General features: G+C 70.3%; 16 protein-coding genes. 10 read left to right on the top strand and 6 right to left on the bottom strand.

The genetic code is table 11. The annotated features are described in order from the left end of the window. The first annotated feature begins 6 nt into the window (after positions 1 to 6). The 4 genes from ACFY30_RS04165 to ACFY30_RS04150 all read left to right on the top strand — a co-directional run bounded on the left by ACFY30_RS04165 (position 7) and on the right by ACFY30_RS04150 (position 3,377). The gene (locus tag ACFY30_RS04165; protein ID WP_390843577.1) at positions 7 to 552 is read left to right on the top strand and encodes a hypothetical protein; all 546 of its coding nucleotides are present in this window, start codon (positions 7 to 9) and stop codon (positions 550 to 552) included. A 78-nt stretch (positions 553 to 630) separates the two neighbouring features. Then, entirely contained in the window at positions 631 to 1,491 is an 861-nt protein-coding gene (locus tag ACFY30_RS04160; protein ID WP_390843576.1) for a prepilin peptidase, read from the top strand. A gap of 73 nt (positions 1,492 to 1,564) precedes the next feature. Next, positions 1,565 to 2,764, top strand: coding sequence for a cyclic dehypoxanthinyl futalosine synthase (gene mqnC, locus ACFY30_RS04155; protein WP_390843575.1), 1,200 nt, complete (start codon positions 1,565 to 1,567; stop codon positions 2,762 to 2,764). A gap of 7 nt (positions 2,765 to 2,771) precedes the next feature. Continuing rightward, positions 2,772 to 3,377 carry a hypothetical protein gene (locus ACFY30_RS04150; RefSeq protein ID WP_390843574.1) on the top strand — a complete coding sequence of 202 codons (606 nt, stop codon included), beginning with the start codon at positions 2,772 to 2,774 and terminating at the stop codon, positions 3,375 to 3,377. Positions 3,378 to 3,404: 27 nt separating this feature from the next. Here ACFY30_RS04150 and ACFY30_RS04145 read toward each other — a convergent pair whose 3' ends face one another. Continuing rightward, positions 3,405 to 4,442: a chitinase gene (locus ACFY30_RS04145; RefSeq protein WP_390843573.1), complete on the bottom strand. Its 1,038-nt coding sequence runs from the start codon at positions 4,440 to 4,442 to the stop codon at positions 3,405 to 3,407. A 405-nt stretch (positions 4,443 to 4,847) separates the two neighbouring features. Here ACFY30_RS04145 and ACFY30_RS04140 point away from each other — a divergent pair, with 405 nt between their 5' ends. The 4 genes from ACFY30_RS04140 to ACFY30_RS04125 are packed head-to-tail and all read left to right on the top strand — an operon-like array spanning position 4,848 to position 9,658. Further along, positions 4,848 to 5,147, top strand: a complete 300-nt coding sequence (locus ACFY30_RS04140) for a hypothetical protein (protein WP_390843572.1) — start codon at positions 4,848 to 4,850, stop codon at positions 5,145 to 5,147. 19 nt (positions 5,148 to 5,166) lie between these two features. After that, positions 5,167 to 7,566, top strand: coding sequence for a bifunctional polysaccharide deacetylase/glycosyltransferase family 2 protein (locus tag ACFY30_RS04135; RefSeq protein ID WP_390843571.1), 2,400 nt, complete (start codon positions 5,167 to 5,169; stop codon positions 7,564 to 7,566). Continuing rightward, on the top strand, positions 7,563 to 8,918 hold the full coding sequence (locus ACFY30_RS04130) for an acyltransferase (RefSeq protein ID WP_390843570.1): 1,356 nt from the start codon (positions 7,563 to 7,565) through the stop codon (positions 8,916 to 8,918). The genes ACFY30_RS04135 and ACFY30_RS04130 overlap by 4 nt, the downstream gene beginning before the upstream one ends. Before the next feature lie 44 nt (positions 8,919 to 8,962). After that, entirely contained in the window at positions 8,963 to 9,658 is a 696-nt protein-coding gene (locus ACFY30_RS04125; protein WP_390843569.1) for a demethylmenaquinone methyltransferase, read from the top strand. Between the two features lie 84 nt (positions 9,659 to 9,742). Here ACFY30_RS04125 and ACFY30_RS04120 read toward each other — a convergent pair whose 3' ends face one another. Together ACFY30_RS04120 and ACFY30_RS04115 are read right to left on the bottom strand one after the other, a co-directional pair. Beyond that, the gene (locus ACFY30_RS04120) at positions 9,743 to 10,057 is read right to left on the bottom strand and encodes a PASTA domain-containing protein (protein WP_390843568.1); all 315 of its coding nucleotides are present in this window, start codon (positions 10,055 to 10,057) and stop codon (positions 9,743 to 9,745) included. A 145-nt stretch (positions 10,058 to 10,202) separates the two neighbouring features. Further along, complete coding sequence (locus ACFY30_RS04115) at positions 10,203 to 10,718, bottom strand: GNAT family N-acetyltransferase (RefSeq protein WP_390658028.1); 516 nt, start codon at positions 10,716 to 10,718, stop codon at positions 10,203 to 10,205. Positions 10,719 to 10,815: 97 nt separating this feature from the next. Between ACFY30_RS04115 and ACFY30_RS04110 the strand changes: the two genes are divergently transcribed. Beyond that, positions 10,816 to 12,135, top strand: coding sequence for a geranylgeranyl reductase family protein (locus ACFY30_RS04110; protein WP_390843567.1), 1,320 nt, complete (start codon positions 10,816 to 10,818; stop codon positions 12,133 to 12,135). A 60-nt stretch (positions 12,136 to 12,195) separates the two neighbouring features. On the opposite strand, the gene ACFY30_RS04105 is transcribed toward ACFY30_RS04110, so the two are convergent. The 3 genes from ACFY30_RS04105 to ACFY30_RS04095 form a co-directional block, all read right to left on the bottom strand. Continuing rightward, positions 12,196 to 12,645 (bottom strand): DNA-binding protein, encoded by a 450-nt coding sequence (locus tag ACFY30_RS04105; protein ID WP_351920438.1) that lies wholly within the window; start codon positions 12,643 to 12,645, stop codon positions 12,196 to 12,198. Beyond that, positions 12,639 to 12,881 carry a hypothetical protein gene (locus ACFY30_RS04100; protein ID WP_157863495.1) on the bottom strand — a complete coding sequence of 81 codons (243 nt, stop codon included), beginning with the start codon at positions 12,879 to 12,881 and terminating at the stop codon, positions 12,639 to 12,641. The genes ACFY30_RS04105 and ACFY30_RS04100 overlap by 7 nt, the downstream gene beginning before the upstream one ends. A gap of 191 nt (positions 12,882 to 13,072) precedes the next feature. Then, positions 13,073 to 13,891: a C40 family peptidase gene (locus tag ACFY30_RS04095; RefSeq protein ID WP_390658030.1), complete on the bottom strand. Its 819-nt coding sequence runs from the start codon at positions 13,889 to 13,891 to the stop codon at positions 13,073 to 13,075. A 711-nt stretch (positions 13,892 to 14,602) separates the two neighbouring features. Here ACFY30_RS04095 and ACFY30_RS04090 point away from each other — a divergent pair. After that, positions 14,603 to 14,962, top strand: coding sequence for an NADH-quinone oxidoreductase subunit A (locus ACFY30_RS04090; protein WP_007383963.1), 360 nt, complete (start codon positions 14,603 to 14,605; stop codon positions 14,960 to 14,962). The last annotated feature ends 7 nt before the right edge of the window (positions 14,963 to 14,969 follow it).

The raw sequence follows: 14,969 nt of genomic DNA, 5'->3' as shown, positions 1-14,969 counted from the left end.
CGGCCGATGGGCGGCGGGGAACCCTTCACGGCACGGGACGGCCTGCGGATCGCGGCGGCCGTCCTCTTCGGCGCGGTGGTCCTCGCCGTCGTCGTGCTCACGCTCGGAACGCTGAAACGCCTCGTACGGGCCGCCGCCCCCGCGCTGACGGACCTGCCCGGCGGCGGCTGGACGGCCGGCGCCGTCCTCGGGCTGCTGTCGGTGGCCGGGTGGGCCGGGGGCGTGTGGTGCGCCGCGCCGGAGCGGTCCCGCGGCCGCCGGGCGTACGCGGTCGCCGGCGCGGTCTGCCGGGCGCTGTCCTTCGGACCGGCGCTCCTCGTCCTCGGCGCGCTGCCCGGCCGCACCTGCTCGTCGGGTTCCGCGGTCTGCGCGTACATCCCGGGCACGGGCGGCGTGTTCGTGATGTACGCGGTGACGGTCGGGGTGGCCGTCCGGCTCCGGTACCGGGGGCGCCGGACGCGGACAAAGGCCCGCCGGGCCGAGCGGCAGGCCCGGCTGAGGAGGCTGCGCAAGAAGGGCAGGGGGAAGAGCCGTGCGGCCCGGACGCGGTAGGCGGGAGCCGGGAACGAGCCGCGGACGGCGGGCGGGTGGGCCGGTGGGCGGGCCCCGGGTCTCCTACCATCTCCGGTGATGAGCACACCGCCCAGTGACCTCACGCTGTCCGCCCTCGCCGCCGTGTGGGGCCTGCTGGCCGGGGCGCTGCTGCCCAGGGCCGCCTACCGGTTCTCCGTGCCCGCGGAGGAGGCCGACCGCGGCTGGCGGGACGCCTGTCCGGCCGGGCACCCGGTGCGCGGGTGGCTCGGGCGGGGGCGGTGCGGGCCGTGTGCCGGTGTCCCGGGCGCCCCGGCCGCCGGTCACCTGCCCGGGCCCGGAGCGGTGTCGTGCGCCGACCCCCTCCCCCCGCCCGTGGCCGCCGGCCGGCTCTCCCCGGCGCCCGCCACCCCGTCGTACGCCCCCGGCGCACTCCTCCTTCCCGTCGTCACCGCCCTCCTCTGCGCCGTCCTCGCCGCCGCCACCGGGCTCCGGCCCGAGCTGGCCGTCTGGCTGCTGCTGGCGCCCCTCGGAGTGCTGCTGGCCGTCGTCGACCTGCGCGTGCAGCGGCTGCCCGACCCGCTCACCCTTCCCCTCGCGGCCGCCGCCCTCGCTCTGCTCGGCCCGGTCGCGCTGCTGCCCGAGCACGCCGGGAGCTGGACGACGGCCCTGCTGGGTTCGCTCGTCCTCGGCGGCGGCCATCTGGTCCTGCACCTGGTCAACCCGGCCGGCCTCGCCTTCGGCGACGTCAAACTGGCCCTCGGTACGGGCGCCGTCCTCGGCTGGTACGGCTGGCCCACCGTCATGCTGGGCACCCTGGCCGCCTTCCTGCTCGGCGCGTTGTACGGCGGCGCACTGGTCGTCATGGGACGGGCCGGGCGCCGGACGGCGATCGCGTTCGGGCCGTTCATGCTCGCGGGAGCCTTCACCGGGCTGCTGATCGGCGCGTACGCGGCCTGAGGTGAGCCCCGGGAAAACGCTGGCGTAGGCTGGCTTGGTCCGTCCACAACCCTTGACGAAAGGGACGCTCCCGGTGACCGAGAAGGCCGACCTTCAGTCCGTCCTCGACCGCGCCGCCGCCGGTGGGCGGATCACTCCGGAGGAGGCGCTCGACCTCTACCGCGACGCGCCCCTGCACGCCCTGGGCGCCGCCGCCGACGCCGTACGCCGCCGCAAGTACGCCGGCACCGAGCACATCGCGACGTACATCATCGAGCGGAACATCAACTACACGAACGTGTGCGTCACGGCGTGCAAGTTCTGCGCCTTCTACGCGGCCCCCAAGGACAAGGACAAGGGCTGGACCCGCGACCTGGACGACATCCTGCGCCGCTGCGCCGAGACCGTCGAACTGGGCGGCACCCAGATCATGTTCCAGGGCGGCCACCACCCGGACTACGGCGTCGAGTACTACGAGAAGCACTTCTCCGCCATCAAGGAGGCGTTCCCGCAGCTGGTGATCCACTCGCTGGGCGCGTCCGAGGTCGAGCACATGGCGCGGATCTCCGAGGTGAGCGTGGAGGAGGCGATCACCCGGATCCACGCGGCCGGCCTCGACTCCTTCGCCGGCGCGGGCGCCGAACTGCTCCCCGCCCGCCCGCGCAAGGCCATCGCGCCCCTCAAGGAGTCCGGTGAGCGCTGGCTGGAGATCATGGAGACCGCGCACCGGCTGGGCGTCGAGTCGACGTCGACCATGCTCATGGGCACCGGCGAGACCAACGCCGAGCGCATCGAACACCTGCGGATGATCCGTGACGTACAGGACCGGACGGGCGGCTTCCGCGCCTTCATCCCGTACACCTACCAGCCCGAGAACAACCACCTGAAGGGCCGTACGCAGGCCACGCTCTTCGAGTACCTGCGGATGATCGCCATCGCGCGGCTCTTCATGGACAACATCCAGCACATCCAGGGCTCCTGGCTCACCACGGGCAAGGAGGTCGGACAGCTCTCCCTGCACTACGGCGCGGACGACCTCGGCTCGATCATGCTGGAGGAGAACGTCGTCTCCTCGGCCGGCGCCAGGCACCGTTCCAACCGGCTGGAGATCATCGACCTGATCCGCAAGGCGGGCCGTGTCCCCGCCCAGCGCTCGACCACGTACGAGCACCTCGTCGTCCACGACGACCCGGCGAACGACCCCGTCGACGAGCGGGTCATGTCCCACATCTCCTCCACCGCGATCGAGGGCGGCACCGCCCACCCCGAGCTGAAGCTGCTCGCTTCCAACTAGGGCCGCGTTGCTGACGATTCACGCCGACTCCCGTGGGCGGGCGCTCGTCGTCGACGGCGCCCTGATCGCTGCGGCCGGCCCGCTGGAGGAACTGGCCGCCGGGCGTCCGCGGGCGCGGGTGCGCCAGTGGCCCGGCATCCTCACCCCCGGACTGATCAACCTGCACGGCACCGAGCTGCTGGAGGAGGCGTACCACCCCGATCCGCGCGAGGCGGAGGAACTCGGCACCGCACCGCTGACCGGGGAGGCGCTCGCCGCCCTCGCCATGGACGACGCCCGCTGGGGTGCCGGCGCCCGGCGCGGGGTGCAGCGCATGCTGGCCCACGGCACGGTCGCCGCCGCCTGCGAGGAACTGCGCAACCGGGCCGTACGGGACGCCGTGCACCGCTCCGGCCTGAGGGTCGTGGGCCGGATCGGGCGCCCCGCCGGGGTGCCCTCGCTGGATCCGTACGCCTCCGGCCTGCCGGTGGAGTTCGCGTCCCCGAGAGAGCCCGGCTCCGCCGCCCGGTTCGCCGTGTTCGACGTCGCGGACGAGGCGGACCTCCCGGCGGCGGGCGCGTCCAGCTGCGTGGCCACGGTGGTCGAGGGCAGGCTGGTGTACCGGCGGCGCTGAGCAGCGTCGTATGGGCGGCGCCGAGGGCTAACCCGAGAACGCCTCCGCGAACTCCCCCGAACTCTGCTCCACCCCACTGCAGTTGGTGAGCGGGTCGTCCGTGTCCGTCCCGTCCTCGCACTGCCGGTCGCGGAACGTCGCCCACATCGACACCCACGCCACGCCCTTCTCCTCGGCGAACGCCCGCACCTGCGCCGCGTCGGCGAGGCCGAACGTCTCGTTGTCGACGTCGTTCGTCCCGATCATGGAGGTGAGCGCCATCGCCCCCCACGCGGTCGCGTCCGTCGTGCCGAACACCTCCTTCAACTGGGCCTGCGCGGCCTTCGCCGAGGTGATCGCGTACGCGCCCATGTCTCCGGTGTACGACTCGCCGTAGTTCATCGTCATCAGGTTGACGGTGGAGACCTGGACGTCGAACTTGTTCGCGGACGCCAGCAGGGCGAGGCCGTCCTCGTCCAGCCCGGACGGCATCACCGGGAGGGTGAAGGAGACCTCCAGGCCGGGCCGCTCCTCCTGGAGCAGCCGGATCGCCTCCGAGCGCAGGGCGACCGAGTCCGCGTCGGTCAGCTCGTCGCCCTCGATGTCGAAGTCGGCCTGGGTGGAGCCGGCCGCGTCAAGGGCCTCGCCGTACGCCTCCGCCAGCGCCGACGCGCTGTCACAGGTCGACGCCAGCTCCTTGCCGGAGGCCCCGCCGAAGGAGACACGGACCGTGGCTCCCGACTCCGTCAGCGCCGAGATCCGGGACGTCACCGCCGAGTCGTCGACGGCCTCCGTCCCGTTCCACTCCGGCGTACAGCTGCTGCCGTCGGAGATGACGAACGCCAGGTTGTACGCCGCCGGCGAGCCCGCGGAATCGTTGTCGGAGGCCTCCGTCGCGCTGACGTACGGCGCGTAGGAGGTGCCGGCCGAAGCCGCCTCCGCGGCCGTCGCGGAGGGGGACGCCGCGCTCGGCCCGGTCGACTCGGGTGCTGCGTCCGTACCGCCGTCGGACCCTGCGGAGCACCCCGCCGTGGCCAGGGCAAACAGGCAACTGAGCCCGGCCATCGGCTTCAGGAAACTCCTCATCGCACATGCACCCGCTCTCGTGATTTCTGTCTCAGGGAAAATCTGAGTACGTATTCCAAGTGAAAATGTCTCACACGACGACGTACAAATTTTGAACAGTGAACGCACAGGGCAGCCACGGCCACGTCATGGCAATAACGGACAATCACCCTCTCAAGAGGGGCATTCAACCCTGGCCTACGGGGTGCGGTCCGTGCAGGCTTTCCGGGACACTCTCAGGAAAGAGACAGGTTAAGAGCTTTCTCATGGGCCTCTCACATGGATTTCCGGGTTTCCGACACATAAAGACTCCCTAATATCCGGGGAATGCATTCCGAGTCTTCCGAGTCTGCCGTCGATCGTCGTGACGCCGTTCGCGGTCGCCGTCGCAAACGTGGCAGCAACGCCGCCGACGGGCCCGTGTTCGTGGACAACTCCGGACGCAGGTCCAAGCTGCTGCGCCGGGTCGGCATCCTCCTCGGCGTGGGCTGCCTCGCCTACGCGGCCGTTCTCGGCGCCGCCTTCATGGGCTGGGGCACGTCCCTCACGCCGTCCTCGCTGCTGCCGTTCGGCGGTGACGGCCAGAACGGTCAGGGACCCGGGGGCGGCATCCGCCCGAACGGGGGCATCGGCTACGAGGTCGGCGCGCCCGGCGGCACGGCCCCCTCGTCGCTGCCGACGGGCACCGCCTCCCCGTCCGCCTCCGCCTCCGCCTCCGCCAACTGACGGGACCGCCACCACCACCATGACGACGACGACTCCCTCCCGCGGGCGCCGCCGCGCCCCCACCCGCATGAAGCGGGCGGCGGGCAAGGCCGCTGCGCTGCAGAAACCGCGTGTCATCCTCGCCCTGCTGCTCCTGCTCGCGCTGACCAGCGTGATGCTGCTCGACGGCTATCTGCGCGCCGAGGTCGGCGGCGACCAGCGCGTGCGCACCGGCGCCAGCTCCAGCAAGGTCCCCGACGACGTCCTCGACGGCGGCCCGATCCTCACCTTCCGGGGCGGCCGGGCGACGACGGTCTCCGTCCCCGACAAGACCATCGCGCTCACCTTCGACGACGGCCCGAACCCGACCTGGACGCCGAAGGTCCTCGAGATCCTCGAGGAGTACGACGTACCCGGCACGTTCTTCGTCGTGGGCTCGATGGTCTCCCGCTACCCGGACATCGTGAAGGACATGGTCGACCAGGGGAACGAGGTGGGCATCCACACGTTCACCCACGTCGACCTCTCCTACCAGAGCGACGCCCGCGTCAACCGTGAGATGCAGCAGACCCAGCTCGCGCTCGCCGGCGCGGCCGGCATCACGACCACGCTCTTCCGCGCCCCGTACTCCTCCGAGACGGACGCCATCGACAACTACAGCTGGCCCGTCTACAAGGCGCTCGGCGAGGACGGCTACACCAGCGTCTTCATCGACACCGACAGCGACGACTGGAAGAAGCCGGGCGTCTCGAAGATCATCAAGTGGGCCACGCCGGAGGACGGCGAGGGCGCCTCGGTGCTCTTCCACGACGCGGGCGGCGAGCGGTCGCAGACCATCGCGGCGCTGCCGACGTACATCAAGAAGATGAAGGCGAAGGGGTACTCCTTCACCACCGTCAGCGGCGTGCTGCAGGAGCAGAACGCCGGCGGGCGGAACACGGCCGGCCGGCAGGCTTCCGGTTCCGGTGCGGGGGCCGTGGCGGGACAGCAGCAGGCGGCCGGTACGTCCGGTGCGGGCACCGCCGGCACCGGCGGGCAGTCCGGGGGCGTACCGAACGGTGAGGGCTACGGCGTCGGCGGGAACACCGGCACCGGCGACGGCACGGGCACCGACGCGGCGCGCAGCCCCCTCCAGGCGGCCCACCGCGAGGCCGGCGGCATGACCCTCTACGAGGGCAAGGCGCTCATCGCGGCGGTCGCGCTGGCCGAGTGGACGGTCCCGGCGCTGTCGGTGGGGCTCATGATCGTGGGCGTGGCGGTCATGGGCCGCTTCGGGATGATGCTCCTCCTCGCCCGCCGCCACTACCGGCAGCGCAACAAACGCCGCTTCAGCTGGGGGCCGACGGTCACCCGCCCGGTGAGCGTGATCGTCCCGGCGTACAACGAGAAGGAGTGCATCGCCAACACGCTGGAGTCGCTGGCGCAGAGCACCCACCCGATCGAGATCGTCGTGGTCGACGACGGCTCGACGGACGGCACGTCCGAGATCGCGCGCGCCGCGGCCGACAAGCTCGGCATGCACAACGTCCGGGTCGTCCGGCAGGAGAACGCGGGCAAGCCGGCCGCGCTCAACAACGGCGTCCGCAACGCCAGTTACGACATCGTCATCATGATGGACGGCGACACCGTCTTCGAGCCGGACGCCGTGCACCACCTGGTGCAGCCCTTCGCCGACCCGAAGGTCGGCGCGGTCGCCGGCAACGCCAAGGTCGGCAACCGCGACACGGTCATCGGCGCCTGGCAGCACATCGAGTACGTGATGGGCTTTAACCTCGACCGCCGCATGTACGACCTGCTGCGCTGCATGCCGACCATCCCCGGCGCGATCGGCGCGTTCCGTCGCGACGCCGTGCTGGAGGTCGGCGGCATGAGCGAGGACACCCTCGCCGAGGACACCGACATCACCATCGCCATGCACCGCGCGGGCCGGCAGGTCGTCTACCAGGAGCACGCCAGGGCCTGGACGGAGGCGCCGGGCTCGCTCAAGCAGCTGTGGTCCCAGCGCTACCGCTGGTCCTACGGCACCATGCAGGCGCTGTGGAAGCACCGCAAGTCCCTCACGGACAAGGGGCCCTCGGGCCGCTTCGGCCGGGTCGGCATGCCGCTGGTCGTCCTGTTCCAGATCGTCACGCCGGTCTTCGCCCCGCTGATCGACGTGTTCACCGTCTACTCGATGATCTTCATCGACTTCCAGGCGGCCCTGCTGGCCTGGCTCGCCGTCCTGGGCGTCCAGCTCGGCTGCGCGGCGTACGCGTTCCGGCTGGACCGGGAGAAGTACCGGTACCTGCTGATGATGCCGCTGCAGCAGCTGGCCTACCGCCAGATGATGTACCTCGTCCTCATCCACTCCTGCATCACCGCCCTCACCGGCGGCCGCCTGCGCTGGCAGAAGCTGAAGCGCACCGGCGAGGTCGGCACCCCGGCGGGGGTGAGCGGATGAGCTGGGAGCAGCAGCAGGGGTACGGGTACGGCCACCAGCCGTCGTATCCCCAGGGCCACGACGACGGGTACGGCCAGGAGTACGGGCAGCAGCAGTACGCGCAGCAGCCGTACCCGTACCCGTACCCGTACCCGTACCCGCAGGAGTACGGGAGGTACGGGGAGTACGGGGAGTACGGGCAGAGCGTCGCCGTCGAGGAGACCGCGCCGCTGCCGCTGCCGGTGCCGGAGCCGGAGCCGGAACCGGAACCGGAACCGGAGGCCCCGGCCGGGGTGGCCGCCGAAGAAGAGGAGTCGCCGTCTCCGCCCCGGCCCCGCGCCCCCCAGCGGGACCGCTACTTCGACACCCTCAGAGCCCTGGCCCTCATCAGGGTCGTCACCTACCACACCTTCGGCTGGGCCTGGGCCGGCATGGTCTTCCCCTCCATGGGGATCATGTTCGGCCTGGCCGGCACCCTCATGGCGAAGTCCCTGGAGCGTCCGCCGCTGAAGGTGGTGAAGAGCCGGTTCCGCCGCCTCCTGCCCCCCTTCTGGTTCTGGGGCGTCTTCGTCGTCCTGGCGATGCTGATCCACGGCTGGATGCCGAACTGGGAGATCGTCTACTGGATCGTCCCGCTGGGCGACCCCCCGGGCAACGCCTGGGGCGAGCAGGCCTGGGAGATCCTCTGGTACCTGCGCACGTACCTCTGGTTCGTCCTGCTCTCCCCGCTGCTGCTGCGCCTGTTCCGCCTCGCCCCGCTGCCGGTCCTCGCGCTGTCCCTCACACCGGTCCTGGTGCTGAACTTCGTCTGGTCGGGCCCGGACAACCGGCTCGGCACCCTGCTGTGGGACCTGTCGACGTACCTCTTCTGCTGGATGGTCGGCTTCGCGCACCGCGACGGCGTCCTGGAGCGGATGAAGCCGGCCGCCGTCGTCGGGCTCTGCCTCGCGGCGATCGGCTTCGGCGGCTGGTACGCCCTCGCGCACCAGACCGACTTCGGCACCTACGACCTGGACGAGAACCCGCTCGCGCAGGCCTACTGGTCGGCCGGCTGCGTGATGCTGCTGATGTGGGCGAAGGCGCATTTCCGGATCGACTTCGCCCGGCTCACCCGCTTCCCCCGGGCCGACCGCCTCGTCACCGTCTTCAACGCGCGCGCGGTCACGATCTATCTCTGGCACCAGATCGCGCTCGTTCTGGCCGTCCCCCTGATCGACCAGTTCTGGAACGTGCCCGCCTTCGAGAAGTACCTGCCGCTGGAGAGCCAGTGGTTCATGTTCGGGGTGGCCTGGGTGCTGATCGCGGTCTTCGTCCTGCTGTGCGGGTGGGTGGAGGACGTGGCGGCGAAGAAGAAGCCGCGGCTGCTTCCCTGAGGGTGTGCCGCGGTCCCGTCCGGGCGGGCTGCAACAATGGCGGCGTGACCCGCGCTTCCCTGAACAAGCAGCCCCATGAAGTCGCCTCGATGTTCGACCGCGTGGCGGAACGGTACGACCTGACGAACGACGTGCTGTCGCTCGGCCAGGACCGGAGGTGGCGCAAGGAGGTCGCGAAGGCCGTCGACGCGCGCCCGGCGCAGAAGGTCCTGGACCTCGCCGCGGGCACGGCAACCTCCTCCCTCCCCTTCGCGCAGACCGGCGCGTACGTCGTCCCCTGCGACTTCTCCCTCGGGATGCTCCAGGTCGGCAAGAAGAAGCACACCTGGCTGCCGTTCACGGCCGGGGACGCGACGCGGCTGCCGTTCAAGGACGACACCTTCGACGCCGTCACGATCTCCTTCGGCCTGCGCAACGTCCAGGACACCGACGCGGCCCTGCGCGAGATGTACCGGGTGACCAGGCCCGGCGGCCGCGTGGTGATCTGCGAGTTCTCGCACCCGACCTGGGCGCCCTTCCGCACGGTCTACACCGAGTACCTGATGCGCGCCCTGCCCCCGGTGGCCCGCGCGGTCTCCTCGAACCCGGACGCGTACGTCTATCTCGCCGAGTCCATCCGCGCCTGGCCCGACCAGCCCGCGCTGGCCGAGCGGCTGCGCAAGGCCGGCTGGTCCAAGGTCGCCTGGCGCAACCTCACCGGCGGCGTGGTGACCCTGCACCGGGGCTTCAAGGAGAGCTGACGCCGCGGGCCCGGTGAGGAGAGCCGACGCCGCGGGCCCGGTGAGGAGAGCCGACGCCTCGGCCCTGGGCCCTCGGTGCGGGGCTCATCGGCTGAGCGTCTCGAAGGGATCCCGGGCCTGGTCCAGCTCGCGCTGCAGCCCGCCTCCGCCCGGTTTCGGCACGCGCGGCTCCCGTACGCCGGCGCCTCCGCCGCCCTCGCCCTCGGCGAAGTCGAACCACACGGTGACGACGGCCCCGCGCGGCACCTCCACCCCGGGCGGCGGGTACTGCCGTACGACGTAGTCGACCACGGCTCGGTGGAAGTCGGGCCGGTCCGGAGCGGCCAGCAGCACACCGTGCGCCGCGGCCGCCTCGCGCGCGTCCACGGCCATCAGACCGACGAACCGCGGCACGCGCACTTCGGGTGTTTTGGGTGGTACGAGCACAGATGTCACCCCCAGCGGTACTGGAAGGGTAACCGCACGGGTGTGCCATCCGGAAGCGCTGCGTGGCTTTCCGCGACTTTTCGCTACTCAGCGTCACCGGTTCCGGGGTGGTGGGGTGTCATCGCGGTTCGAGGCCGAGCCGGTAGCAGTGCCCCTGGCGCTTCGACTCCGGGGTCGTGAAGACCTCCGCGAGCCGCATGCCCAGGCGCCGGGTGACGGCGATGGACCGCGCGTTGCGCGCGTCGACCATGGCCACCACCTCGGGCACACCGGCCGCCCGCACCCGCTCCAGCGTCATCTGCGCGGCCGCGGTGACGTACCCCTGCCCCCAGTACTCCCGCCCCAGCCGCCAGCCGATCTCGATCTCGCCCCTGGGCCCCCACTCCGCGGGCCACGGCTGCGCGCCCGTGAACCCGACGACCCTGTCGTCCTGGTCGAGCATCGTCCACAGACAGAAGCCGTGCTCGGCGTCGTGCCGGCGCTGGCGGGCGGTGAGCTCCTCGTAGGCGGAGAGTTCGGCGGACCTCCCGCCGTGGAACTCCATGACGTCCGGGTGGTCGAAGACCCGGTGCCAGGCGACCGCGTCCTCGTCCGTGGGGACGCGCAGCCGTACTACGGGGAGAGCTCGGTTCACGGGGCAGCCCTTCAGCCGGGTGATCAATTGTGCTGCATAGACTGCCCATGTCCAGTGCCGGTCGGCACGTAGATTCCGAACTTGGGGAGATCCCGCCGTGACCGTCGAGACCGAGCCCCACTCCGAGTCCGCCTCCGAGCCGTTCTCCGAGAACACCGCCGACGTCATCGTCGTCGGCGCGGGGCCGGCCGGCTCCACGACCGCGTACTACCTCGCGAAGGCCGGACTCGACGTACTCCTGCTGGAGAAGACCGAGTTCCCGCGCGAGAAGGTCTGCGGCGACGGCCTCACCCCCCGCGCCACCAAGCAGCTCGTGGCCATGGGCATCGACATCTCCGAGGAAGCCGGCTGGCTGCGCAACAAGGGGCTGCGGATCATCGGCGGCGGAGTGCGGCTCCAGCTGGACTGGCCGGATCTCGCCTCCTTCCCCGACTACGGCCTGGTCCGCAAGCGCGACGACTTCGACGAGCAACTCGCCCGCCAGGCCCAGAAGGCGGGCGCCCGCCTCTACGAGCGCTGCAACGTCGGCGCCCCCGTCGTCGACGACCGCACCGGCCGCATCACCGGCGTGCACGCCAAACTGGGCGAGGAGAAGCGCGAAGTCACCTTCCGCGCCCCGCTGGTGGTGGCCGCCGACGGCAACTCCAGCCGGCTGTCGCTGGCGATGGGCCTGCACCGCCGCGAGGACCGTCCGATGGGCGTCGCGGTCCGCACGTACTTCACCTCCCCGCGCCACGACGACGACTACCTGGAGTCCTGGCTGGAGCTGTGGGACCGCCGCGGCCCCGGTGAGGACCGTCTCCTGCCCGGCTACGGCTGGATCTTCGGCATGGGCGACGGGACGAGCAATGTGGGCCTGGGCGTGCTCAACACCTCCGACTCCTTCAAGGAGCTCGACTGGCGCGAGGTCCTCAAGGCCTGGTGCGCGTCCATGCCTCAGGACTGGGGCTACACCCCCGAAAACATGACCGGCCCGATCCGCGGCGCCGCCCTCCCCATGGCCTTCAACCGCAAGCCCCACTACACCAAGGGCCTGTTGCTGGTCGGCGACGCCGGCGGTCTGGTCAACCCCTTCAACGGCGAGGGCATCGCCTACGCCATGGAGTCCGGGCAGATCGCCGCCGACGTCATCGTCCAGGCCCACGCCCGCGCCACCCCCGCCCAGCGCGAACTCGCCCTCCAGCGCTACCCGCGGATCCTCGCCGACACCTACGGCGGCTACTACACCCTGGGCCGTGCCTTCGTGAAGCTCATCGGCAACCCGAAGGTCATGAAGATCGCGACGCAGCGCGGTCTGACCCACCCGATGCTGATGAAGTTCACGCTGAAGATGCTCGCCAACCTCACCGACCCCACGGGCGGCGACGCGATGGACCGCATCATCAACGGCCTGAGCAAGGTGGCACCCCGAGCTTGATGGTTCGACGCCGGGCCGCTCGTTGGACAGTCGAGCGGCCCGGCTCGTGGCGTTTGGCCGTCACACGTTGACGATCTTCACCTTCGGTGAGCCGGGAAGCTCCTCGGCGGCCTTGCACAGCGCCGGGATGTGCGACTTGTCAGAAGTGACGAGTAGTACCGGGGGAGTGCAGAGTGCGGCCGTGGCGACCACGAGGGCGTCCACGAGGCATTCGTGTCCGTCAAGGCCCGAGGCGTCCAGCAGTTTCGCTGCGGCGTCCGTCACCGCGTCGTTGACCGGTTTCACGTCGAACCGGGACAGCAGGAACTGGAGTCGCTTGGCGGCTTCCCCTGTCCGGCGCACCTCCAAGGGTGTCAGTGCGGACAGCGCCACGCGCCGGCCGCTCTGCTGAGCGACCTCGATGCGCGCACGCATCCCCTCGTCACCGTCGACGTGCAGTGAGAGCCCTTGGGCGTCCAGGACGAGCGTGCCCTCGCTCTTTGCCTTGATCTTGAGGCGCTTGCTTACCACTCCTCCTCCGCCTGCCGCCGCGCTTCGGCGGAGACGGGGCCGAACGCCTTGCGGTCGGCGGTCACGACTTCACGGAGCTTCTGCGCGGCGAGCCACTCCTCCAGAGCTTCGGCCACGACGGAGGAGAATCCGCTCTTGCCGGCGCGTTCCTCGACTTCCTTGATCAGTGACTGGGCGAGCGACACGGATCTCTTGCCGGCCCGCTCGACGGCCTGGGGTGCCACGTGACTGCTCATACCTAAAACGTAACACCGCCGGTAGGAAATTTCCCGTCCGATGGTTACCTCGGTGGAACCAAGGTGGCCCCGAAGGCCTGACCGGCGGACCTCCCTCCGGCCGCGGTCGCGGACGCGGGGGCAGCGCGAAGGGCCGCTGCCCCCGAGCGGCTGCGGCCCTTACGCGTGCGTGAGTGCTGTGGCGGCGTGTCTCAGAGGACGCGCACCGCACCCGACGCCGGGTATCCGGACAGGTCCTGGATGACGACGCCCTTGGAGGGGTTGGCCGCGTCCAGGTACTGGCCGTTCCCGATGTAGACGCCCACATGGTAGGCGGAACCCTTGGCACCCCAGTAGAGGATGTCGCCGACCTGGAGGTTGGACAGGGAGACGTCGGTGCCGACCGTCGACTGGTCCTGCGAGACGCGCGGCAGGTCGACGCCGACCTGCTTGAAGGCGGCCTGGACCAGGCCCGAGCAGTCCCACGCGTTGGGGCCGGTGCCGCCCATGACGTATGCGTCGCCCACCTGAGCCTTGAGGAAGGCGATGACCGTGGCCACGCTGCCGCTGGCGGGCGCGGAGACGGTCGTGGTGGACGTGGAGAGGGTGGAACGTCCCGCGGAACGGGAGGCGGCCTCCGCGGCGGCCTTGCGGGCCTCCTCCGCCTTCTTCTTCGCCTCGGCCTTCTTGGCGGCCGCGAGGTCCTTCTTGGCCTCCTTTGCGGCCGCCTCGGCGGCCGCGTCACGCTCGGCATCGAGCTGGTAGTTCGCGGCGGCCTGCTGCGTGGCCTGCGCGGACTGCGCCACCTGGGCGGCCAGGTCGCCCGTGAAGACGGGCAGTTCGAGCGTCTGGGTCACCGGCTCGGCGGCGTTGGCCGAACCGGCCGCCGTGGCGACGGCCAGCGTGCCGAGGACACCACTGGCGACTCCGGCCCGCATCGCGATCGTCGACGCGCTGCGGCGGGGTTTCCGGTGGCTGCGTATGTGAGCGGTGTGGGACATGAGTCCAACCGGTATCAGGGGCTCCTCCATACCTTCAAGAAACGTGTGCTGCGCCACATTTGTTCAATGGAGCCCCCGAACACCCTTCGCGCCACTCTTTATTGACGCCGTAACGGACATTGTGGACACGGGCGATCGGGCCTGTGATCATGGCCTTTCGCTGTTACGTCCGAATTGCCCTCCGCCTACCATCGGTTGGGATCGTTGGCCAAGCCCGGTTCTCAGAGGTCTCTCATCGATGTGGTGGAGGTCACGGAACGGTCACCGGTGGGGCCGCGTCACGCGCGTAGATCGACTTCGTTCCGCTCGTGAACGCGTGCACGCGTCCACATCCGGCCCCGGGCTCCCCCGATGTGTGAACGTGCTCCTCTATCAAGCCCCCGCGTCCACCGCCAATTTGCATGCAAGGGAAGCCTCTTGATATGGAGACGCCCCGCCCGGCCTGCGGTGACGAGCGTAAATGTCACTTCTTGTGATCACTCTGACGCTTCGAGTACGAAGATCACCGCTGATATGACTTCATGATCCTTCGTCAGGTGGTGGAGATCACAAAGCTTGTGCAATACCCCGTGTCGCAGATCACAGAGCGGCGGGCATAAGATGCGAGGCAGTTGGGCTTGTGACCTGCTTCACATGTTCGCGATCTTCGCCGGGACGGGCGGGGTTCGTGGGGCACACGAGGCGGATGTGAGTCCGATGCCATCGCCAGCAGTCAGTGCCGACTGAGAGGAGCGAGGAGCGGTGAACGCGTATGCGCCCATCCTCGTACTGGGAGCCCTCGGGGCAGGCTTTGCGATCTTCTCCGTGGTCATGGCCACGCTGATCGGGCCGAAGCGGTACAACCGCGCCAAGCTCGAGGCCTACGAGTGCGGTATCGAGCCGACCCCCACGCCGGCCGGCGGCGGGCGCTTCCCCATCAAGTACTACCTGACGGCGATGCTCTTCATCGTCTTCGACATCGAGATCGTCTTCCTCTACCCCTGGGCCGTCACCTTCGACGCCCTGGGTGTCTTCGGGCTCGTGGAGATGCTGCTCTTCGTGCTCACCGTCTTCGTCGCCTACGCGTACGTGTGGCGGCGCGGCGGCCTGGAATGGGACTGAGGGGCCT

This window comes from Streptomyces sp. NPDC000345, from assembly GCF_042898825.1.
Taxonomy (GTDB): Bacteria; Actinomycetota; Actinomycetes; order Streptomycetales; family Streptomycetaceae; genus Streptomyces.
The sequence above is the reverse complement of the archived record's forward strand: the minus strand, read 5'-3'. Positions and strand labels throughout refer to the sequence as shown.

Coding starts and splice junctions, on each gene's coding strand:
- ACFY30_RS04165 (WP_390843577.1), top strand. CDS start 7: ATGGGCGGCGGGGAACCCTTCACGGCACGGGACGGCCTGCGGATCGCG.
- ACFY30_RS04160 (WP_390843576.1), top strand. CDS start 631: ATGAGCACACCGCCCAGTGACCTCACGCTGTCCGCCCTCGCCGCCGTG.
- ACFY30_RS04145 (WP_390843573.1), bottom strand. CDS start 4,442: ATGAGGAGTTTCCTGAAGCCGATGGCCGGGCTCAGTTGCCTGTTTGCC.
- ACFY30_RS04135 (WP_390843571.1), top strand. CDS start 5,167: ATGACGACGACGACTCCCTCCCGCGGGCGCCGCCGCGCCCCCACCCGC.
- ACFY30_RS04130 (WP_390843570.1), top strand. CDS start 7,563: ATGAGCTGGGAGCAGCAGCAGGGGTACGGGTACGGCCACCAGCCGTCG.
- ACFY30_RS04100 (WP_157863495.1), bottom strand. CDS start 12,881: ATGAGCAGTCACGTGGCACCCCAGGCCGTCGAGCGGGCCGGCAAGAGA.
- ACFY30_RS04095 (WP_390658030.1), bottom strand. CDS start 13,891: ATGGAGGAGCCCCTGATACCGGTTGGACTCATGTCCCACACCGCTCAC.